Origin of the sequence: Bradyrhizobium sp. CCBAU 53351 (genome assembly GCF_015291745.1) — a bacterium.
Classification (GTDB): Bacteria; Pseudomonadota; Alphaproteobacteria; order Rhizobiales; family Xanthobacteraceae; genus Bradyrhizobium.
Genome location: NZ_CP030059.1, coordinates 3,204,492 through 3,225,894 on the forward strand (window position 1 = coordinate 3,204,492; position 21,403 = coordinate 3,225,894).

General features: G+C 64.5%; 21 protein-coding genes. 17 read left to right on the forward strand and 4 right to left on the reverse strand.

Annotated features, from left to right (window positions below):
- Positions 1-26: 26 nt before the first annotated feature.
- The 3 genes from mscL to XH83_RS14940 are packed head-to-tail and all read left to right on the forward strand — an operon-like array spanning position 27 to position 1,560.
- Entirely contained in the window at positions 27-440 is a 414-nt protein-coding gene (mscL, locus tag XH83_RS14930) for a large conductance mechanosensitive channel protein MscL (protein WP_194408270.1), read from the forward strand.
- 60 nt (positions 441-500) lie between these two features.
- Positions 501-974 (forward strand): SsrA-binding protein SmpB, encoded by a 474-nt coding sequence (smpB, locus tag XH83_RS14935; protein WP_027530006.1) that lies wholly within the window; start codon positions 501-503, stop codon positions 972-974.
- A 4-nt stretch (positions 975-978) separates the two neighbouring features.
- A complete protein-coding gene (locus XH83_RS14940; RefSeq protein WP_194407715.1) occupies positions 979-1,560 on the forward strand; it encodes a peroxiredoxin in 582 nt (193 codons plus the stop codon).
- 9 nt (positions 1,561-1,569) lie between these two features.
- Here XH83_RS14940 and XH83_RS14945 read toward each other — a convergent pair whose 3' ends face one another.
- Both XH83_RS14945 and XH83_RS14950 read right to left on the reverse strand, forming a co-directional pair.
- The gene (locus XH83_RS14945) at positions 1,570-2,244 is read right to left on the reverse strand and encodes a uracil-DNA glycosylase (RefSeq protein ID WP_194407716.1); all 675 of its coding nucleotides are present in this window, start codon (positions 2,242-2,244) and stop codon (positions 1,570-1,572) included.
- Positions 2,225-2,869, reverse strand: a complete 645-nt coding sequence (locus XH83_RS14950; protein WP_028135957.1) for an NYN domain-containing protein — start codon at positions 2,867-2,869, stop codon at positions 2,225-2,227. The genes XH83_RS14945 and XH83_RS14950 overlap by 20 nt, the downstream gene beginning before the upstream one ends.
- Positions 2,870-3,198: 329 nt before the next feature.
- On the opposite strand from XH83_RS14950, the gene rpoZ reads away from it, so the two are divergent.
- From rpoZ to XH83_RS15015, 13 genes are all read left to right on the forward strand, one after another.
- Positions 3,199-3,591 carry a DNA-directed RNA polymerase subunit omega gene (gene rpoZ, locus XH83_RS14955; RefSeq protein ID WP_008133017.1) on the forward strand — a complete coding sequence of 131 codons (393 nt, stop codon included), beginning with the start codon at positions 3,199-3,201 and terminating at the stop codon, positions 3,589-3,591.
- A 205-nt stretch (positions 3,592-3,796) separates the two neighbouring features.
- Positions 3,797-6,082, forward strand: a complete 2,286-nt coding sequence (locus XH83_RS14960) for a bifunctional (p)ppGpp synthetase/guanosine-3',5'-bis(diphosphate) 3'-pyrophosphohydrolase (RefSeq protein ID WP_194407717.1) — start codon at positions 3,797-3,799, stop codon at positions 6,080-6,082.
- 45 nt (positions 6,083-6,127) lie between these two features.
- The gene (locus XH83_RS14965) at positions 6,128-6,880 is read left to right on the forward strand and encodes a pyridoxine 5'-phosphate synthase (protein ID WP_194407718.1); all 753 of its coding nucleotides are present in this window, start codon (positions 6,128-6,130) and stop codon (positions 6,878-6,880) included.
- The gene (acpS, locus tag XH83_RS14970) at positions 6,877-7,296 is read left to right on the forward strand and encodes a holo-ACP synthase (protein ID WP_194407719.1); all 420 of its coding nucleotides are present in this window, start codon (positions 6,877-6,879) and stop codon (positions 7,294-7,296) included. The genes XH83_RS14965 and acpS overlap by 4 nt, the downstream gene beginning before the upstream one ends.
- A 249-nt stretch (positions 7,297-7,545) precedes the next feature.
- A complete protein-coding gene (lepB, locus tag XH83_RS14975) occupies positions 7,546-8,310 on the forward strand; it encodes a signal peptidase I (protein WP_194407720.1) in 765 nt (254 codons plus the stop codon).
- Positions 8,307-9,128, forward strand: coding sequence for a ribonuclease III (rnc, locus tag XH83_RS14980; protein ID WP_194407721.1), 822 nt, complete (start codon positions 8,307-8,309; stop codon positions 9,126-9,128). The genes lepB and rnc overlap by 4 nt, the downstream gene beginning before the upstream one ends.
- The gene (gene era / locus XH83_RS14985; protein WP_194407722.1) at positions 9,118-10,044 is read left to right on the forward strand and encodes a GTPase Era; all 927 of its coding nucleotides are present in this window, start codon (positions 9,118-9,120) and stop codon (positions 10,042-10,044) included. The genes rnc and era overlap by 11 nt, the downstream gene beginning before the upstream one ends.
- A gap of 21 nt (positions 10,045-10,065) precedes the next feature.
- Positions 10,066-10,446, forward strand: coding sequence for a hypothetical protein (locus tag XH83_RS14990; protein WP_194407723.1), 381 nt, complete (start codon positions 10,066-10,068; stop codon positions 10,444-10,446).
- A 132-nt stretch (positions 10,447-10,578) separates the two neighbouring features.
- Positions 10,579-11,331 (forward strand): DNA repair protein RecO, encoded by a 753-nt coding sequence (gene recO / locus XH83_RS14995; RefSeq protein WP_194407724.1) that lies wholly within the window; start codon positions 10,579-10,581, stop codon positions 11,329-11,331.
- 101 nt (positions 11,332-11,432) lie between these two features.
- Complete coding sequence (locus XH83_RS15000) at positions 11,433-11,708, forward strand: hypothetical protein (RefSeq protein ID WP_194407725.1); 276 nt, start codon at positions 11,433-11,435, stop codon at positions 11,706-11,708.
- A gap of 59 nt (positions 11,709-11,767) precedes the next feature.
- Positions 11,768-14,026, forward strand: a complete 2,259-nt coding sequence (gene parC / locus XH83_RS15005; RefSeq protein WP_194407726.1) for a DNA topoisomerase IV subunit A — start codon at positions 11,768-11,770, stop codon at positions 14,024-14,026.
- Between the two features lie 255 nt (positions 14,027-14,281).
- A complete protein-coding gene (locus XH83_RS15010; protein ID WP_194408271.1) occupies positions 14,282-15,826 on the forward strand; it encodes a GMC family oxidoreductase in 1,545 nt (514 codons plus the stop codon).
- Positions 15,827-16,742: 916 nt separating this feature from the next.
- Positions 16,743-16,928, forward strand: coding sequence for a hypothetical protein (locus tag XH83_RS15015; RefSeq protein WP_194407727.1), 186 nt, complete (start codon positions 16,743-16,745; stop codon positions 16,926-16,928).
- Positions 16,929-17,994: 1,066 nt separating this feature from the next.
- Here XH83_RS15015 and chrA read toward each other — a convergent pair.
- Positions 17,995-19,380, reverse strand: coding sequence for a chromate efflux transporter (chrA, locus tag XH83_RS15020; RefSeq protein ID WP_194407728.1), 1,386 nt, complete (start codon positions 19,378-19,380; stop codon positions 17,995-17,997).
- Complete coding sequence (locus XH83_RS15025; RefSeq protein WP_194407729.1) at positions 19,380-20,198, reverse strand: chromate resistance protein ChrB domain-containing protein; 819 nt, start codon at positions 20,196-20,198, stop codon at positions 19,380-19,382. Before XH83_RS15025 ends, chrA begins: the two co-directional genes overlap by 1 nt.
- 197 nt (positions 20,199-20,395) lie before the next feature.
- On the opposite strand from XH83_RS15025, the gene dmeF reads away from it, so the two are divergent.
- A complete protein-coding gene (gene dmeF / locus XH83_RS15030) occupies positions 20,396-21,358 on the forward strand; it encodes a CDF family Co(II)/Ni(II) efflux transporter DmeF (protein WP_194407730.1) in 963 nt (320 codons plus the stop codon).
- The last annotated feature ends 45 nt before the right edge of the window (positions 21,359-21,403 follow it).

Consider the following 21,403-nt stretch of genomic DNA (forward strand, 5'->3'; position numbering starts at 1 on the left):
TGAGCGTTGACGAAAAGGGCAGGCGGATGCTCACGGAGTTCCGCGAATTCGCCATGAAGGGCAACGTCGTCGATCTCGCGGTCGGCGTCATCATCGGTGCGGCCTTCGGCGCCATCGTCACATCGCTGGTCGGCGACATCATAATGCCGATCATCGGCGCCGCGACCGGCGGCCTCGACTTCTCGAACTACTTCGTCCCCTTGTCGAAGACGGTCACCGCCACCAACTTGGCGGATGCGAAAAAGCAAGGCGCTGTCCTTGCTTACGGCAGCTTCCTGACGCTCACGATCAACTTCATCATCGTCGCTTTCGTGTTGTTCCTGGTGATCCGTGCCATGAACACGCTAAAGCGCAAGGAGGAGGCGGCACCCGCCGCGCCGGCGAAGCCGTCGGCCGAGGTCGAGCTGCTGACCGAGATTCGCGACCTCCTCAAGAAGTGACGCGCGCGCTTCATCCGAACTGTTAGCTTTGCTGCGCATCTCCACCGGGTTTGTTCTCTCATGGCCGATAAAAACGAACGTCCAATCAAGGTCATGGCGGAGAATCGCAAGGCCCGCTTCAACTACGCGATCGAGGATACGATCGAGGCGGGGATTGCGCTGACCGGAACCGAGGTCAAGTCCATCCGCAACGGCAAGAGCACGATCGCGGAATCCTACGCCGATTCCAAGGACGGTGAGATCTGGCTGATCAACGCCACCATTCCGGAATATCTGCAAGGAAACCGCTTCAATCACGAGCCGAAGCGGCCGCGAAAACTGCTGCTGCACCGCCGGCAGATCAACAAGCTGATGGGCGCCGTCGACCGCGAGGGCATGACGCTGATCCCGCTCAAGCTCTATTTCAACGAGCGAGGCCGCGCCAAATTGCAGCTGGCAGTTGCAAAGGGCAAGAAGCTGCACGACAAGCGCGAGACTGAGAAGAAGCGCGACTGGAGCCGGGAGAAGGGGCGCCTGATGCGGGCGAGGGGTTGACGAGATGACTCAGCGGAACCTGCTCGAGGTCGATTGGAGCCAGATTCCCCCACCCGTCGATGACGGCGCGACCGCGCATCTCACAGGCTTGGTGTTGCCTCCAATCAGCCTGCTCGCGACCAACGACACCTCGGTCACCCTGTCGGCACTGCGCGGCCGGACTGTGGTGTTCGCCTATCCGCGTACCGGCGAGCCCGGCAAGATCGCGCTGGTGGACGATTGGGACATGATCCCCGGTGCGCGCGGTTGCACGCCGCAGACCTGTGCGTTTCGCGATCTGTACGCCGAGCTGAAGGCCGCCGGTGCCGCCCACGTGTTCGGCCTCTCCACCCAGAGCAACGAATACCAGACCGAGATGGCCTCACGGCTGCATCTGCCGTTTCCTGTGCTGTCCGACGACAAGCTGGCGCTCACGCACGCGCTGAAGCTGCCGACGATGGAGGTCGCGGGGCTGACGCTGATCAAGCGCCTCGCGCTCGTTATCGACGACGCCAGAATCACGCACGTGTTCTATCCCGTGTTTCCGCCCGACCGGAACGCCGGCGACGTGCTGGACTGGCTGAAGGCCCATTCGGCCGAAGCCTGAACCAAGGCGCTAGTCGAGGTCTGCCTTCACCTTCGCGAACACCGACCGGAACATGTCCGGCGTCAGCACGCCGGTGTTCGTGTTGTAGCGCGAGCAGTGATAGCTGTCGTAGAGCTTGAAGGCGCCGGCCTGATGCACGGCCCCATGGCCGAAGGGGGCTTGGGAGGCCTTCAGCTTCAGCGGCTTGAGCACGCTGTCGTGCGCAATTCGCCCGAGCGCGATGATCGCGCGCAGCTTCGGCATCGCCTCGAGGTTGGCGACCAGAAATTGCCGGCAGGTGTTGATCTCGACCGGCAGCGGCTTGTTCTGCGGCGGCACGCAATGCACGGCGTTGGCGATCCGGCAGTCGACCAGCTTCAGGCCGTCATCGGGACGCGCCTGATAGGTCCCCTCGGCGAACCCGTATTCGAGCAGTGTGGCGTAGAGCAGGTCGCCGGCATAATCGCCGGTGAACGGCCGTCCCGTGCGGTTGGCGCCCTGCATCCCTGGCGCGAGGCCGACGATCAAAAGGCGCGCCTTGATGTCGCCGAAGAGCGCAACCGGCGCATTGTGCCACAAGGGCTCGCGAGCGCGGTTGGCCTCGCGAAAGGCCACCAGGCGCGGACAGAGCGGACAATCACGGTCGGGAACGACGGTGGGAGGCTGGCGGCCTGGCCGGGCCGCCTCACTCCTCGAAGTCGTCATCGCCCCTCGGCGCCATCGTGGTTGCGCGCTGGAGGAATTGCGGGGCGTGGTGGCGGGCCTCGCGCTCACCGCGGTCGCGCGGGGCGGGGCGTTCGGACGGATCACGGCCGAGCTTGGACTGCAGCTCGACGAGGTCGGTGAAGACGTCGGCCTGGCGGCGCAGCTCGTCGGCGATCATCGGCGGCTGGCTGGCGATGGTGGAGATCACCGTGACCCGTACGCCGCGGCGCTGCACGGCCTCGACCAGGGAGCGGAAGTCGCCGTCGCCGGAGAACAGCACCATCTGGTCGATGTGCTCGGCGAGCTCCATGGCGTCCACGGCGAGCTCGATATCCATGTTGCCCTTGACCTTGCGGCGGCCGGAGGCGTCGATGAATTCCTTCGTCGCCTTGGTGACGACGGTGTAGCCGTTGTAGTCCAGCCAGTCGATCAACGGGCGGATCGAGGAGTATTCCTGATCCTCGATGATGGCGGTGTAGTAGAACGCCCGGAGCAGCGTCCCGCGGCCCTGAAACTCCTTCAGAAGGCGCTTGTAATCGATGTCGAAGCCGAGAGTCTTGGCTGTCGCGTAGAGATTGGCCCCATCGATGAAGAGCGCGATCTTGTTGGTAGGAGAAGGTGACATTCAGTTGCTCGCGTAGTGTTCGTGATTGATCGTTTTATTGTTGGCGCGGCGACAGCAGGCCGCGCATTTCTAGAGTGCCGCTCAGACCCGTCGAAACCGCAAATCCGGAGAAGTCGGGGCAATCAAGGTATAGTTATGGCGGACTTGCATACACCCGGCGCCGCCCTCGATGGCAGCCCGGGAAACCACCCATCCCAGCCCCAATGTGGGGGTAGCAGAGCCGTTTGGCGAGGCCAAATCACAAATTGGCCTTGCGAAACCGGCCCGGCCCCTATAACTAGCCCCAATCATCCACATATTTCGTCCCACCCACAACGGAGCGACAGTCCATGGCTCGCGTCACCGTAGAAGATTGTATCGACAAGGTCGACAACCGGTTTGACCTGGTCCTGCTGGCCGCCCACCGTGCCCGCATGATTTCGTCCGGTTCACAACTAACGGTTGACCGCGATAACGACAAGAACCCTGTTGTGTCTTTGCGCGAAATTGCCGACACGACCATTTCGCCGGAAGACCTCCGCGAGGAGCTGGTGCACTCGCTCCAGAAGTTCGTCGAGGTCGACGAGCCCGAGCCGGATACGGTGCCGCTGATCGGTTCCGCGGGTGCGAGCGTCGATGCCGACGATACCGAAGTCGCCGTCGAGCGCATGACCGAAGAGGAGCTCCTGAAGGGTCTCGAAGGCCTTGCGCCACCCGAGGAGCAGCCCGAGGAAGACGAGTAAATCGTCCGTCGCGATCCTCGATGTCCTGTGATTTTATCGAAGGCCCGAACCATTGTTCGGGCCTTTGCTTTTGTTGACGTTTTCGTGGTTACCATAGCGTTGTGGTTGGCGATGCGTCCTGTCACCGAATTGATCGGACACACGCGCGATCGGAGCTAAGATGTATGCAACGGGCCGGCCCAGGCTCGTTTGAAGGCAGGACGGCATGGTATATCGGCGCCGCAGATCCACGCAGATGCAGGCCGCAACCGAATCGGTTGCCGTGGCCCCGACTGCGCCGGTCGCCCGCCCGGCCAAGTCCCGCGCGCGCATGATGCGTCAATATGACCTCGTCGAGCGCGTCAGGTCCTACAATCCCAACACCAACGAAGACCTGCTCAACCGCGCCTATGTCTACGCGATGAAGGCGCATGGTTCGCAAACCCGCGCCTCGGGCGATCCGTATTTCTCGCACCCGCTCGAAGTGGCGGCGATTCTCACCGATCTGAAGCTCGACGACGCCACCATCGTGGCCGCGCTGCTGCACGACACGATCGAGGACACCGAGGCGACGCGGGCCGAGATCGACCAGATCTTCGGGCCGGAGATCGGTGCGCTGGTCGAGGGCCTGACCAAGCTGAAGCGGCTGGAGCTGGTCTCGCGGGAGGCCAAGCAGGCCGAGAATCTACGCAAATTGCTGCTGGCCATCGCCGACGATGTCCGCGTGCTCCTGGTCAAGCTCGCCGATCGTCTGCACAACATGCGCACGCTGGACTTCGTGCCGACGGAATCGCGCCGGCGCATCGCCGAGGAGACGCTCGACATCTACGCGCCGCTGGCCGGGCGCATGGGCATGCAGGAAATGCGCGAGGAGCTGGAGGATCTGTCCTTCCGCACCCTCGATCCCGAAGCCTATTCGGTGGTGATGCAGCGCCTCGACGCGCTCGCCGAACGCAACCGCAATCTGATCGGCGAGATCGAGGACCAGCTCTCCAACAATCTGCGCCACAGGGGCCTGGGGGCGCGGGTCTACGGCCGCCGCAAGAAGCCATTCTCGATCTGGACCAAGATGGAGCGCAAGTCGGTCGGCTTCGAGCAATTGTCCGACATCTTCGGCTTTCGCCTCGTCGTCAACGACATCGAGGCCTGCTATCGCGCGCTGGGCATCGTCCACACCACCTGGCCGGTCGTGCCGGGTCGTTTCAAGGACTACATCTCGACGCCGAAGCAGAACGACTACCGCTCGATCCACACCACGGTGATCGGCCCCGGCAACCAGCGCGTCGAGCTGCAGATCCGGACCGAGGCGATGGACCAGATCGCCGAGCGCGGCATCGCCGCGCACGTCTTCTACAAGGAGGGCGTGGGATCGCCGACCGAATTCCTCAAGCGCGAGTCCAATGCGTTCGCCTGGCTGCGCCACACCATCGGCATCCTCTCGGAGAGCGCCAATCCCGAGGAATTCCTCGAGCACACCAAGCTCGAGCTGTTCCACGACCAGGTGTTCTGCTTCACGCCGAAGGGCAAGCTGATCGCGCTGCCGCGCCATGCCAACGTGATCGACTTCGCCTATGCCGTGCACACCGACGTCGGCAACAGCGCGGTCGGCTGCAAGATCAACGGCCAGTTCGCGCCGCTGTCCTCGGAGCTGCAGAACGGCGACGAGGTCGAGGTGCTGACTTCGGAAGCGCAATCGGCGCCGCCCTCGGCCTGGGAGACTCTTGCGGTCACCGGCAAGGCGCGTGCCGCGATCCGCCGCGCCACGCGAACCGCGGTGCGCGATCAATATGCCGGTCTCGGCCGCCGCATCGTGGAGCGCCTGTTCGAGCGCGCCAAGATCGAATATGCCGACGACAAGCTCAAGGGCGCGCTGCCGCGGCTGGCGCGGACCTCGATCGAGGACGTGATGGCGGCCGTGGGGCGCGGCGAGATCAAGGCCTCCCACGTCGCACGTGCGATGTATCCCGACTACAAGGAGGAGCGCATTGCGCGCTACGGCGTCAAGAAGGGGCTTGCCGCCAAGCTCAAGGAGAAGTCGTCGGAGTCCCCGCGCAGCCCGGTCGCGATTCCGATCCGCGGCATCAACTCCGACCTGCCGATCAAGTTCGCGCCGAACGGCGGCGCCGTGCCGGGCGATCGCATCGTCGGCATCGTCACGCCGGGCGAGGGCATCACGATCTACCCGATTCAGGCGCCGGCCCTGAAGGATTTCGAGGAGGAGCCGGAGCGCTGGCTCGACGTCCGCTGGGACATCGAGGACTCCGCGCCGCAGCGCTTCCCGGCCCGCATCAGGGTCGAGAACGTCAACGAGCCCGGCGCGCTGGCGCAGATCGCGACCGTGATCGCCGAGCACGACGGCAACATCGACAATATCAGCATGCAGCGCCGCTCGCCTGATTTCACGGAGACGACGATCGATCTCGAAGTCTACGATCTCAAGCATTTGAGCGCGATCCTGGCCCAGCTGCGCGCGAAGGCGGTCGTCGCCAAAGTCGAACGTGTTAATGGATAGGCGCATATCGCATGCGCCGGTCTCTCTGATTTCGTGAGTTCTGAAATGCCCGCATCGAAGCTTCGCCTCGGCGTCAATATCGATCACGTCGCAACCGTGCGTAACGCGCGCGGCGGCCGCCATCCCGATCCGGTGCGGGCGGCGCTGCTGGCGATCGAGGCCGGCGCCGACGGCATCACCGCCCATTTGCGCGAGGATCGCCGGCACATCCGCGACGAGGACATGGCGCGGTTGAAGGCCGAGATCTCCAAGCCGCTCAATTTCGAGATGGCGGCGACCGACGACATGATGCGGATCTCGCTCGCCACCAGGCCGCACGCGGTCTGCCTGGTGCCGGAGCGCCGGCAGGAGGTGACCACCGAAGGCGGGCTGGACGTGGTCGGCCAGCACAACGCGCTCGCGCCCTATATCGCGCGGCTGAACGATGCCGGCATTCGCGTCTCGCTGTTCATCGCCGCCGATCCCGCCCAGATCGCGATGGCGGCGAAGCTGCGTGCGCCCGTGATCGAGATCCACACCGGCGCCTGGTGCGACGCCGTGACCGACGGCCACACCGCCAAGGCCGAGGCCGAATGGCAGCGGATCGTGGCGGGCGTGAAGCTCGCGAAGGCCGCCGGCCTCGAGGTCCATGCCGGGCACGGGCTCGACTATGCGACGGCGGAGACGATCGCAGGCTTGCCTGAGATCATGGAGCTCAACATCGGCTATTACATGATCGGCGAGGCGCTGTTCGTCGGTCTTGCCGAGACCGTCCGCAGCATGCGCGCGGCGATGGACCGCGGACGGAGCCGGGCGTGATCATCGGCATCGGCTCCGACCTCATCGACATCACCCGCGTCGCGAAGGTGATTGAGCGGCACGGCGAGCGCTTCCTCGACCGCATCTTCACCGCGGCGGAGCGGGCCAAGGCGGAGCGCCGCGCCAAGAACGAGAAGATGGTAGTGGCGACCTACGCCAAGCGCTTCGCCGCCAAGGAGGCCTGCTCCAAGGCGCTCGGCACCGGGATCCGGCGCGGGGTGTGGTGGCGCGATATGGGGGTGGTCAACCTGCCGGGCGGACGGCCGACCATGCAGCTGACCGGCGGCGCCCTGGCCCGGCTCCAGGCCCTGACGCCTGATGGCTTCGAGGCGCGGATCGACGTGTCGATCACCGATGACTGGCCGCTGGCGCAGGCCTTCGTCATCATTTCCGCCGTGCCGCTGCCGAAACCTTGACGGGGCGCCGGGATTTCTGCGATTTTCGTTACGAATCAACGCCTTACCCAATTTTGATGCGATCCTTGATTGCGTGGCCTCCGACAACCGTCTAAAAGTCCGCGGACGCAAATCAGCCTGGGCGAATTCGGCTTTACGCCGGAATTGGCCCTCACTATCAGAATCAGGACAATCTCCTTGCGCCGCGAACCGGTGGGCCGTTCGCGGGAGGAGGGCGCTCTGTGATCGCCGGCCGGAATTGAGAGAGCAATGAGCGTGACTTCGGGAACGAAAACTGAAAGCGGCGTCGGCGAAACGGTCCGGGTCGTGATCCACGCTCTCCTGATCGCGCTGGTGATCCGCACCTTCCTGTTCCAGCCCTTCAACATCCCGTCCGGCTCGATGAAGGCGACGCTGCTGGTCGGCGACTATCTGTTCGTCTCGAAATATTCCTACGGCTATAGCCACTATTCGATCCCGCTTTCACCGAACCTGTTCTCCGGGCGGATCTGGGGCTCGGACCCGCAGCGCGGCGACATCGTCGTGTTTCGCCTGCCGAAGGACGATTCCACCGATTACATCAAGCGCGTGATCGGTCTTCCCGGCGACCGCATCCAGATGCGGGACGGGCTGCTCTACATCAACGACACGCCGGTCGAGCGGCAGCGGATGAGCGAATATGTCGGCGAGGAGCCCTGCGGCTCGGAAGGCGGCGGCATCTCCCGGGTGAAACGCTGGAAGGAAACGCTGCCGAACGGCGTGTCCTATGAGACGCTCGACTGCGCCGACAACGGCTACGTCGACAACACCAATGTCTACACCGTGCCGTCGGGCCATTTCTTCATGATGGGCGACAACCGCGACAACTCCACCGATAGCCGCTTTCTCGGCCAGGTCGGCTATGTGCCGCAGGAGAATCTGATCGGTCGCGCCCAGATGATCTTCTTCTCCATCGCCGAAGGCGAGCATGCCTGGATGTTCTGGCGCTGGCCGTGGGCAGTACGCTGGAATCGCTTCTTCAAAATCGTCCGATGAAAGACGAAGCCAAGGACATCCCGATCCAACCGACCGAGGCGCAAGCCGCTCCTGAGAGCGAAGCTGCACCGAAGACGCCTGCCAAGAAGAAGCGCGCGCGAAGCAGCAAGGCCAAGGGCACCGATGCGAACGCGGCGCTCGAGGCCCGCATCGGCCACAGCTTCAGCGACCCGAACATGCTGATGCAGGCGATCACGCACGTCTCGGCGCTGAAGTCCGGGCGCAAGCGCGGTGACAGCTACCAGCGGCTGGAATTCCTCGGCGACCACGTGCTCGGGCTCGTCGTCTCCGACATGCTCTATCATGCCTTCCCGAACGCCGACGAGGGCGAGCTCTCCAAGCGCCTTGCCGAGCTGGTGCGCAAGGAAAGCTGCGCCGACGTCGCCAAGTCGCTCGGCCTGCTCGACGACATCAAGCTCGGCTCGGTCGGCTCCAGCGCCGATGCGCGCCTGCGCAAATCCATCCTCGGCGACATCTGCGAGGCCGTGATCGGCGCCGTCTTCCTCGACGGCGGCTACGCGGCGGCGTCCGAGTTCGTCAAACGCAACTGGACCGAGCGCATGCACAAGCCGCGCCGTCCGTTGCGCGATCCCAAGACCGTGCTGCAGGAATGGGCGCAAGGCAAGGGGCTGCCGACGCCGGTTTACCGCGAGGTCGAGCGCACCGGCCCGCATCACGATCCGCAATTCCGCGTCGCGGTGGATCTGCCGGGGCTCGCGCCGGCGGAGGGCATCGGCGGCAGCAAGCGCGCAGCGGAGAAGGTGGCAGCTTCAGTGATGATCGCGCGTGAAGGTGTTGGCGGCGGCAATGACGGTTGAAGCAAGCGGCGAGACGCCGACGGCAACGCGCTGCGGCTTCGTTGCGCTGATCGGCGCGCCCAATGTCGGCAAGTCCACGCTGGTCAATGCGCTGGTCGGCGCCAAGGTCACGATCGTCTCGCGCAAGGTGCAGACCACGCGCGCGCTGATCCGCGGCATCGTGATCGAGAACAATGCGCAGATCATCCTGGTCGACACGCCCGGCATCTTCCTGCCCAAGCGCCGGCTCGACCGCGCCATGGTCTCGACCGCCTGGAGCGGGGCGCATGATGCCGATCTCGTCTGCGTGCTGCTCGACGCCAAGACCGGGATCGACGAGGAGGCCGAGGCGATCCTCACCAAGGCGGCGAGCGTCAATCACGAGAAGATTCTGGTCATCAACAAGGTCGACCTGGTCCAGCGCGAGAAGCTGCTGGCGCTGGCGCAGGCCGCCAACGAGCGCATGAAGTTCGCGCGGACCTTCATGATCGCGGCGATCTCGGGCGACGGCGTCGACGACATCCGCAAGACGCTCGCGGAAATGGTGCCGCCGGGGCCGTATCTCTATCCCGAGGACCAGATGTCGGACGCGCCGATGCGGCAGCTGGCGGCCGAGATCACGCGCGAAAAGATCTATCAGAAGCTGCACCAGGAGCTGCCCTACCAGTCCACGGTCGAGACCGACAAGTGGGAGGAGCGCAAGGACAAGTCGGTGCGGATCGAGCAAACGATCTTCGTGGAGCGCGAAAGCCAACGCAAGATCGTGCTCGGCAAGGGCGGCGCCACCATCAAGTCGATCGGCGCGGACTCGCGGAAAGAGCTGATGCAGATCCTGGACGTACCGGTGCATCTGTTCCTGTTCGTCAAGGTGCGCGAGAACTGGGGCGACGATCCCGATCGCTACCGCGAGATGGGCCTGGACTTCCCGAGAGAATAACCAAGAAACGATCGGTATCCGATGAGCGTGCCCAGCAACATCAGGCGCTTCGAAGCGCTGCTCTATGCATCGTTGATGCTGGACGCCCTGTCGGTGGCGGTGCAGGACCGCACGCCGAGCGCCGAGATGACCGAGCGGATGATTACCACGCAGACCTTGCTCGCCGGTGGCATGATCCTGCTCCTCGTCTATTTCGTCAGGCTGGCGGCGCATCATCGCAAGAACTGGCCGCGCTTTGTGCTGGCGGCGGCGCTGGTGCTGTCGGTGATCTCGCTCGGCCAGATCATCGGCGAGAAGGGCCTGGAGCTCGACAGCGCCATCGAGATCGTGTCCTGCGTGCTGACGACGATGGGCCTGTATTTCTCCTTCAGCGGCGACGCGCAGGGCTGGTTCAACGCGTGAGGTCTTGCGCGGTGCCGTAGGGCGGATTGGCGGAGCGTAATCCGCCGTTTGATGTGCACGAGCTATTGGCGGATTACGCCTTCGGCCAATCCGCCCTACGATTAACGGGCGAAATCCGCTACACTCGATCCCATGGAATGGACCGACGAAGGCATCGTCTTGGGCGTGCGGCGGCATGGCGAATCCAGCGCCATCGTGGAGCTGCTCACGCGCGCGCATGGCCGGCATCTCGGTCTGGTGCGGGGCGGTGCCGGCTCGCGGATGCGGCCGCTGTTGCAGCCGGGGAACAGCGTCAGCGCGGTGTGGCGGGCGCGGCTCGACGAGCATCTCGGCACTTACGCGATCGAGGGACTGAAGCTGCGCGCGGCCACGTTGCTGGGATCCTCCCATGGGGTCTACGGCGTCACGCATCTCGCCTCGATTGCGCGGCTGCTGCCGGAGCGCGACCCGCACGAGGAGATCTTTGCGCTGCTCGAGCATTCGCTGGATGATTTCGACGACATCGGCGGTGCCGCCGTGCACCTGATCCATTTCGAGCTGGCGATGCTCGCCGAGCTCGGCTTCGGACTGGCGCTGGAGAATTGCGCGGTGACCGGCGAGACCACGGACCTCATCTATGTCTCGCCGAAGTCCGGCGGGGCGGTGTCGCGCGGGGCGGGCGAGCCGTGGCGGGATCGGCTGTTGCGGCTGCCCCCGTTCCTGCGCCATGGCGAAACTGCCAGCGACCTGACCGACCAGGATCTCCAGGACGGCTTTCGGCTCACCGGCCTGTTCCTGCTCCGCCATGTGCTTGAGCCGCGCGGGCAGGGCCATTCCGATGCGCGCGCCGGCTTCATCAATGCGCTGACCCGGCAACAGGCGAGGGCAACGATTCCCGCGCCATGAGTGAAACGGGACTCTGCAATCTCCCTCAAACATGCAGTTCCAGGGAACGAAATCCAGGCGAGCGGAATTGGCCTTCGGGTTCCACAACGGGGACAGCCTAAATGTTGATCAAGGGATTCGCCTTGTCCGCGGCGCTGCTCGCGTTCGCGCCTGATGCAATGGCCGGCGAGCCGCAACCCGGCGTGTTTCGCCGGGCATCCTGCACCGTCGTCCGGTACTATGTGGCCAAATATTCCGCTGCCGCTGCAGAGACATGGGCGCGGTCGAAGGGGGCCACGGAGGCCGAAATCGAGGCCGCCCGGCGTTGCCTGACCAATATGCCGGCCCCTGTCCCGGACAAGACGCAGACCGTGACAGCCGGCTGGGCCGGCCACTAGGCGGGCCAGGGGAACAATCCATCCTTGCCCGATTCCCTTCCACGGTTTAACCGGGCGGCATGGGAAAACGAATCGTTCCGCCGGAAGAACCGGCCGAAATTCACGAGGTCCGGCTGCAGGAAGCGCTGGAAGAGCGCTATCTCGCCTATGCGCTCTCCACCATCATGCACCGCGCGCTGCCCGACGCGCGCGACGGCCTGAAGCCGGTCCACCGCCGCATCCTCTACGGCATGCGCCTGCTCAGGCTCGACCCCGGCACCGCTTTCAAGAAATCCGCGAAGATCGTCGGCGACGTGATGGGCTCGTTCCATCCGCACGGCGACCAGGCGATCTACGACGCCATGGTGCGCCTCGCGCAGGATTTCTCCTCGCGCTACCCGCTGGTCGACGGCCAGGGCAATTTCGGCAATATCGACGGCGATAATCCGGCCGCCTATCGCTACACCGAAGCGCGCATGACCGACGTCGCGCGGCTTCTGCTCGAGGGCATCGACGAGGACGGCGTCGAATTCCGCGCCAATTACGACGGCCAGTCGAAGGAGCCGGTCGTGCTCCCCGGCGGCTTCCCGAACCTGCTCGCCAACGGCGCGCAGGGCATCGCGGTCGGCATGGCGACCTCGATCCCGCCGCACAACGCCGCCGAGCTCTGCGAGGCCGCGCTGCATCTGATCGAGAAGCCCGACGCGAAATCCAGGGCCCTGATGAAGTGGGTGAAGGGCCCAGACTTCCCGACCGGCGGCATCTGCGTCGACTCCAAGCAGGCCATCGCCGAGGCCTACACCACCGGCCGTGGCTCGTTCCGCGTTCGCGCGCGCTGGTCGCAAGAGGAGGGCGCGCGCGGCACCTGGGTCGTCGTCGTCACCGAGATCCCGTTCCTGGTGCAGAAGTCGCGGCTGATCGAGAAGGTCGCGGAGCTGCTCGACCAGAAGAAGCTGCCGCTGGTCGGCGACATCAGGGACGAGTCGGCCGAAGACGTCCGCATCGTGATCGAGCCGAAGTCGAAGAACGTCGATCCCGCGCTGATGATGGAATCGCTGTTCCGGCTCACCGAGCTCGAAAACAAGATTCCGCTGAACCTCAACGTGCTGATCAAGGGCCGAGTCCCCAAGGTGGTGGGACTTGCGGAGTGCCTGCGCGAATGGCTCGACCATCTGCGCGATGTCCTGATCCGCCGCAGCAATTATCGCAAGGCGCAGATCGAGCACCGGCTCGAAGTGCTCGGCGGCTTCCTGATCGCCTATCTGAACATCGACAAGGTGATCAAGATCATCCGCACCGAGGATGAGCCGAAGCCGGCCTTGATGAAGGAGTTCAAGCTCACCGAGGTGCAGGCCGAAGCCATCCTCAACATGCGCCTGCGCTCCTTGCGCAAGCTCGAGGAGATGGAGATCCGCACCGAGGACAAGAACCTCCGTGCCGAGCTCAAGGGCATCAACGCGGTGCTCGCCTCCGAGGCCGAGCAGTGGAAGAAGGTCGGCGAGCAGGTCGGCAAGGTCCGCGACATGTTCGGGCCGAAGACGCCGCTCGGCAAGCGCCGCACCACCTTCGCCGACGCTCCCGAGCACGATCTCGCCGCGATGGAGGAAGCCCTGGTCGAGCGCGAGCCGGTGACGGTCGTCGTCTCCGACAAGGGCTGGATCCGCACCATGAAGGGCCATGTCGAGGATCTCTCGGGCCTCGCCTTCAAGCAGGACGACAAGCTCGGCTTTGCCTTCTTCGCGGAGACCACCTCGAAACTGCTGCTGTTCGCCACCAACGGCAAGTTCTACACGCTCGATGTCGCCAAGCTTCCGGGCGGTCGCGGCCATGGCGAACCGATCCGCCTCTTCATCGACCTCGAGCAGGAGGCGGCGCCCGTCGCGCTGTTCGTCAACAAGGGCGGACGCAAATTCCTGGTCGCAAGCCACGAGGGCCAGGGTTTTGTGGTGAGCGAGGACGATTGCGTCGGTACCACCAAGAAGGGCAAGCAGGTCCTCAACGTCGACATGCCGAACGAGGCGCGCGCGATCACGGAAGTGATCGGCGACACCGTCGCCGTGATCGGCGAGAACCGCAAGATGCTGGTCTTCCCGCTCGACCAGGTGCCGGAAATGGCGCGCGGCCGCGGCGTGCGCTTGCAGAAGTACAAGGACGGCGGCCTCTCGGACGTCGCCGTGTTCGAGGCCAAGGCCGGCCTGACCTGGAAGGACTCCGCGGGCCGCGAATTCTCCGCGACCATGAAGGAGCTTGCCGAGTGGAAGGGCACCCGCGCCGACGCCGGCCGCCTGCCGCCGAAGGGTTTCCCGAAGTCGAACAAGTTCGGCAAGGCGATCGGGTAGGGTGTTTAGTGTCCCGGACGCGCTGCAGCGTGCAACGCTGCTGCGCAGAGTCGGGACCCACGCTGTACAGGTGGCTGGGAGACATGGGCTGCGGCTCTGCAGCGCACCGCTGAAGTGGCGCTGCGCTGCGTCCAGGGCACGCGCACCTGCGCTCACGGGCTGCGACAGCGCCGCTCTCCAATTCGCATTCCACCGCTTAGCACCGTCTGATACCGTCCACGACGCCGGTGGTCTGGAATGTCGAGAATGAGCGCGATGTACGATGTCATTGTTGTCGGCGGCGGCTCCGCCGGCGCTGCTGTGGCCGCAAGGCTTTCCGAGGATCGCGCGCGGCGCGTGTTGCTGCTCGAAGCCGGGCTCGACTGGCGTGCCGATGAGGCGCCGTGGGAGGTGCGGACGCCGAATCCGATCCCGATCATCCACAAGCGCAAGTACCAGGAGAAATGGCAGTGGCCTGATCTGCTGTCGCGCCGGGTGGCGGGGCAGCAGCCGCGCTTCTACTGGCGCGGCAAGGGGCTCGGCGGCTCCTCGATGATGAACGGCCAGATCGCGATCCGCGGTGTTGCCGATGCCTTCGACGAATGGGCCGCCCATGGTTGCACCGGCTGGTCGGCGAAGGACGTGATGCCGCTGTTCTCCGTGATCGAGGACGATTTTGAATTCGGCGATGCCGAGGGCCACGGTCGCGGCGGTCCGCTGCCGGTCTATCGCGCGCCGCCGGAAAAATGGGGACCGATCGACCGCGGCTTGCGGGACGCGGCGCTGGCGAGCGGCTATCCCTGGTGCACGGACCTCAACGGTCCCGACGGTGAGGGCGTCGCCTGCTATCCCATCAACAGCCGCGACTTGCGCCGCATCAGCACCAACGAGGCTTATCTCGAGCCCGCGCGCGGCCGGCCTAACCTCGAGATCCGCGGCCATGCGCTGGTCGATCGCGTCCTGATCAGCGACGGCCGCGCCACCGGCGTCCGCGTTCACGTGGAGGGGCAGGGCACCCAAGAGATCAGCGCGCGGCAGATCGTGCTGTGTGCCGGCGCGATCCATAGCCCGGCGATCCTGCTGCGCTCGGGCATTGGGCCGGCCGACGAATTGAAGGAAATGGGAATTGCGGTCGAGCGCGATCTGCCGGTCGGCAAGCATTATTTCGATCACCCGCTGTTTCGCGCAACCATCCAGCTCCACGAGAACCTGCGGCCCACCGATCCTGATACGCGCCACACCAATTGCTGCGTGACCTATTCCTCGGGCCTTGCGGACGGCGGCAAGCGCGACATGATCCTGATCGCCTTCAATCACCGCGGCATCGGCGTGCCCGGCGCGATCGGCGCCGGGCTGTTCAACGCCTACTCCCGCGGCACGCTCAAGCTGGCCTCGACCGATCCCGCGATCGATCCTGTCGTCGAGGAGAACATGCTCGCCGATCCCCGCGACATGCTGCGCATGATCGACGCGGTGAGGCGGCTCGCGGTGATCACCTCGCAGCCGGCGCTTTCGGGCATCGCCGACTGGATCCGGCTCGCCGATACCGACCTGACGCTGCCGCAGGCAGCCGCCCTGCCGGATCACGAGCTCGACGCGGTGCTGCGCCGTGAGACCGGTGACATCCAGCACGCTGCCGGCAGCTGCCGGATGAGCGGCATCAATGATGCCGACGGCGTGGTCAACCCTGATGGCTCGGTGAAGGGCATCTCGGGTCTGCGCGTCGCCGACGCCTCGATCATGCCGTCCGACTGCCGCGCCAACACGCATTTCACGACGGTGGTGATCGGGGAGGCGATCGCGCGGATGATGATGCGGTAGCGCGGCAACGACGGTGTTCGCGGTTCTCTCCGCGTCGTTGCGAGCGTAGCGACCTGTCCGCCGTTCGTGACGATCGCGATCCGCCCCTTGTCTCGGGCCAGGGTGGTTTGCTTGTGCGACAAATCCGAATTTCGGTAAAGTGGAATATTTTTGCAGGAAGGGGTTGGCAGGCGGCCTCGTCGGAATGGCTGAGCTGTTTTGCCCGACGGCAGCTTGCGCCAGCACGGGGAAGAACAACGCCGTTGCGAGCGACAGCATGACCATTTGCGCGCGGAGCCCTGCGCCCCTCCGAGCATAACCTGATAAAGTGTCAGGCCGAGCCCGCCGCCGAGGAGAGCCGCGCATCGATGGAAAGGTCGGTCATGCTCTCATCCAAGGTAAGTTGTTCCTGGCAATGGAAGCTAACCCCGGCGAAAAGGCCCCGCTTTAAGCATTTTACGCTGGAGTCGCGTTCCGGCCGCCGGCGGCAAGTTGCTCAAAAGGGCTCGACGAGGTTTCCTTTTTGCCCACTTTCCTCCATAGTTCGGCATGGCAAAAATAAGAGTGAGCTTCAAACCGCTTCGTAAATCTGAGGGCGACTGGGTCATCGTCGCCGAGTATCCAGGCTCAGAACCCCGAGAAATAACCGGCTTCGCGAGCAAAGCCGAAATCGACGATTGGATGAACGGAGAGCGTCGGATTTCTTGGCTCCGGTCACAGGGCTACGCCAAGTGAGATGAAATCCGTCCGGCCATCGCGTCCGTCTGACCTATGGCTGCGGTAAACGTCTGCCCGTCCTTTTGCGATCCGAGTTGCCTCGACCGAAGCCGCGGCTCTCGTTGGCGGCCGAAGCTCTCACGGCAAACGGGGTGATCAACACTTGTGGCCCACACCTAAACTCTCGCCGCGTCAAATCTACGGGTGCAAGGATCCAGTCATGACCAAATCGAAACGCTCAGCCGAGCAGCAGATCGCCGATGAAGCCGACCGCAGGGCGCAAAACCCGAACGCAGCGCGGCAGTCGATCGCGGATAGTCAAGCCGATCCCCAGTTTCATGAAAACCACAAGCGTCTGAGAGCGGAGCGGTTGGCGCGAGACGAGGCGCGCAAGCCGTCCAAATGAACACTTGGCCGCATATGCGCTCCTTGCTGCCTCTCCCACGCGGTGGGAGTCCGACAGACGCGTGCGGGAAGGATGCGGGAATTCACTGAAAATACGACACTGATCCACCCTAACGACGCGCTCGATCGTCGCAGCAAAAGCGAGGCTACGTTAGCTCCAAGGATGGGTAGCTCGTAGGATGGGTAGAGTGTAAGCGAACCCCATCAATCCCTCCGAAGGGAGCGAACGCTTAGAATCTGGCTGACCCCTGCGCTCTGGGGTTGAAGGTTCCATTCTCGAAGGCTACGGTCGCCGTTGTCAACTTGGGGGTGTATTATGAAATCAATGATTGTCGCTTCCGCGTTTTTCGTCGTGTCGGCCGGGCTGACGTCTGCTCACGCCCGCGTCGTATGTCACCACGATCCTGTGTGCCAAGCTCAGCGTGACGGCACCAGCGTGGATCAGGCCAGAAAGAGAGAACAAGGCGTAACCGACTGCGTGACCGCCGCCGGTTATACTCGCGCGGACTGGAGTGCCTACAGGGTGCCAGAGGGGCCCGCCAAAAAGGTGCGCGCCTGTCTCGCTAGGAAGGGCCTGCCCACGACTTAACTGAGCGAGTTGATCACTAAACTTTTTGAGTAAGGAGGCCGCTGAATGTTACGCGGGTCTATTTCGCTTGCCCTCGCTTCGATCTGCTCTCAACTATTGCTGTCGGAAGCTTCGGCGCAAGATTTATCCCAATGCACCGCAAGCTTTCCGCTGGCATGCTGCAAACAGTCGTACGCAAAGCATGGCCCATTTGGTTCGCTGACGGGAGCAGCGCAGGAGGCTAGAAACTACGATATGCGGGTATGCGTTGATCGGTTAGCGAAAAAGAAGAGCCGCTGAGAGCGCTTCGCAAATTGACGTTGAACCTGTGGGACCGCCGCGCTGTCCGTTGGAGGGCGAGCGGTCCCTTGGCCGCGCCTCCGGGTCGGCGGTCCAGCTCGTAGGATGGGTGGAGCGTAAGCGAACCCATCAACCCCTCCGCCGACGACGAGGCAGGGTGGGTTTCGCGAGGGCTCGACCCATCCTTCGCGCCAAGGCCCTAAATCACCCCTAACAACCTCAGCGCCACGCCCGCCGCGCAGCTCCCCGCCAGCACCGTCAGCATCCCCAGCTTGAACCTGAAGATCGCGGTCGCCGCCGCGATCGAGAGCACCAGTGCCGGCACGTCGGCGCTCCCGAGCACCGGCATGTCGAAGTTCAGCGGAAACGCATGCACCGGCACTGTTTCGCGGAACAGCGTGTGCAGGGCGAACCAGATCGAGAGGTTCAGGATCACGCCGACCACGGCGGCGGTGATCGCGCTGAGCGCGCCGGCAAGGCCGGTGTTGCCGCGCAGGCGCTCGATATAGGGCGCGCCGACGAATATCCACAGGAAGCAGGGCGTGAAGGTGACCCAGGTCGCGAGCAATCCGCCGAGCGTGGCCGCGAACATCGGCGACAGGCCGCTGGGGTCGCGATAGGCCGCCATGAAGCCCACGAATTGCAGCACCATGATCAGCGGGCCCGGCGTGGTCTCGGCCATGCCGAGGCCATCCAGCATCTCGTGCGGCTTCAGCCAATGATAATGCTCGACCGCCTGTTGGGCGACATAGGCCAGCACGGCATAGGCGCCGCCGAAGGTGACTAGCGCCATCTTGGAAAAGAACAGCGCGATCTGGCTGAAGACGTTGCCTTGTCCGAGGGCAAGCAACAACACGATGACAGGCACCAGCCAGAGCGCCAACCACAACGCGCCGGTTCGGATCTCGCGCGCCGTGTTGGGCTTGACGTGTTCGGGCACGGCTTCGCCGAGCATGCTGTCGATCGCGGCGCCGCCGCTGCCATGGCCGTGACCGGCCGGGGCGAACTCCGGCCGGCCGCTGCGCGCGCCGGCATAGCCGATCAGGCCGGCGGCGATGATGATGATCGGGAAGGGCACCGCAAAGAAGAAGATCGCGACGAAGGCGATCGCCGCCAGCGCGATCATGATGCGATTCTTCAGCGCGCGCTTGCCGACGCGTACCACCGCCTCGACGACGATGGCGAGCACGGCGGCCTTGAGGCCGAAGAACAATGCCTCGACGAAGCTGACATTGCCGAAAGCCGCATAGATGTAGCTGAGGCCCATGATGGCGATGATGCCGGGCAGGATGAACAGCCCGCCCGCCATCAGCCCGCCGGCGGTGCGGTGCATCAGCCAGCCGACATAGGTGGCGAGCTGCTGCGCCTCCGGGCCCGGCAATAGCATGCAATAGTTCAGCGCATGCAAAAAGCGGCCTTCGGAGATCCACTTCTTCTCCTCGACCAGGATGCGATGCATCACCGCGATCTGGCCCGCGGGCCCGCCGAAGCTCAGACAGGCGACGCGAAGCCAGACGCGGAACGCATCGCCGAAGCTGATGCCGTGACCGGCATCAGCTCCTGCTTGAACGTTACGAATGTCCATTACGCCTTCACCTTGTTGGTCGGCCAGTTGTGGGTCTCGGCCGTGGCGTCGCGGCACCAGCGGTAGAAGGCATCGTACAGCGTCATGCCGGCCTCGAGCTGTTCGAGGTCGTCATCATACATGCGCGACAGCCCGAGCGAGGCCGCGAGCAGGCCCGGCGCTTCCGGCGCGAGGTCCGGCCGAGCAGTGTCGGCGCCGCGCACCAGCGTCGCGAGCCGGAGCAGAGCCGGCGTGGCGATGCCGAACTCCTCGATCATGACGTCGAAGGTGCAGAGCTCGCCGCGGTGGCTCCAGAACACGTTCTCGATGTCGAAGGGCGCCGCGTTGAAGCGTTCCCCGACCGCGACCACCTCGGACGGCGCCACATAGAGGAACACCGCGTTGGGGTCGACGAAGCGCCGGATCAGCCAGGGGCAGGCGATGCGGTCGACCTTCGGCCGCGCCCGCGTGACCCAGATTGTGCGTCCCTTGGCATCGCGCGGCGGCAGCTTGCGGGCGTCGACCAGCGGCAGCTTGGCCGCCTTCCAGCCCTCGAAACCGTCTTCCAGGGTTTCGGCTTCGGCGCCGAGTTGCCTCAGCCAGGCGGCCGTGCCCTGCGCCAGCTTGGCGCCGCGCAGGCAGGAGACGATCGCGGAGCGGCCGGCAAACTCGCCGCCCCATTCCGCGACGGTCTCGTGGCTCAGCTTGATCGAGCCGGGAATCAGCCGCCGGTCGGCGGCAAAATCCTCCTCGGTGCGGACATCGATCAGCACAGGCGCGTTGGCCGTGCCGATCAGGCGCGCCAATTTATCGGATGATATGGTCGTGAACGTAGCCATGATGCGTCCTCGCATAAATCAGACGGGACGCGATACTTGGGCATGTCGCCTCGTGGGGAGATCGCTCAAATCCCCATGGCGCAGATTACAGCGAAACTAAGAAGCACTGTCAATCCAAGGGAGCGATTGGACCTTCGAAAAGTGCGGCCCCGCGGTCTATACTAGGCTCAACAGAGCTGAATCTCCTGGAGAATTCGATGCATTCGCATTCCATCGAACAATGGACCCACGACCACGCGTTTCTCGGCGAGAAGCACGACGAGAACGAGCGGCGCACCTGGCTTGTGGTGGTGCTGACGCTGGTCATGATGGTCGGCGAGATCGTCGCTGGCTCGGTGTTCGGCTCGATGGCGCTGCTCGCCGACGGCTGGCACATGGGCACGCATGCGGCCGCGCTGGGCATCGCCGCCTTCGCCTATCGCTTCGCGCGCCGTCACCTGGGGAATGCGCATTTCACCTTCGGCACCGGCAAGTTCGGCGATCTCGCGGCCTTCGCCAGCGCGATCATCCTCGGCCTGATCGCGGTCGAGATCGCCTATGAGAGTGTGCTGCGGCTGATCAATCCGGTGCCGATCGTCTATGGCGAGGCCATGGCGGTGGCCGCCCTCGGCCTCGGCGTCAACCTCGCCAGCGCGTGGCTGCTGCGCGACAGCCATGATCATCACCATCACGGGCACGCGCACGGCCATGAGCATGACGATCATGACCACGATCATCACGGCCATCGCCACCATCATCACGACAACAATCTGCGCGCGGCCTATGTCCATGTCATGACCGATGCTGCGACCTCCGTGCTGGCGATCGCCGCGCTTGCGGTCGCGATGTATTCGGGATGGGTCTGGGCCGATCCGGCCGTTGGCCTGATCGGCAGCGTGGTGATCGGGGCTTGGGCGTTCGGCCTCGTCAAGTCGTCGGGCGCGGTGCTGCTCGACGTGCGCGCCGACGAGAAGCTGGAGCGGGTGATCCGCGCGCGCATGGAGGTCGGCGACGACCGCGTCACCGATCTGCATCTGTGGCAGGTCGGCCCCGGCCATTGTGCCGTGCTGCTCTCGGTGGTGTCGGACAAGCCGAAGACGCCTGCTATCTACAAGCGGCGGCTCGCCGGGCTGAAGGGCCTCAGCCATGTCACGGTGGAGGTCGAGACCTGCCTGCATTGACGCTGGTCTTCGCGGGAATTCTGCCGTCGGACCGGGGTTGATCCG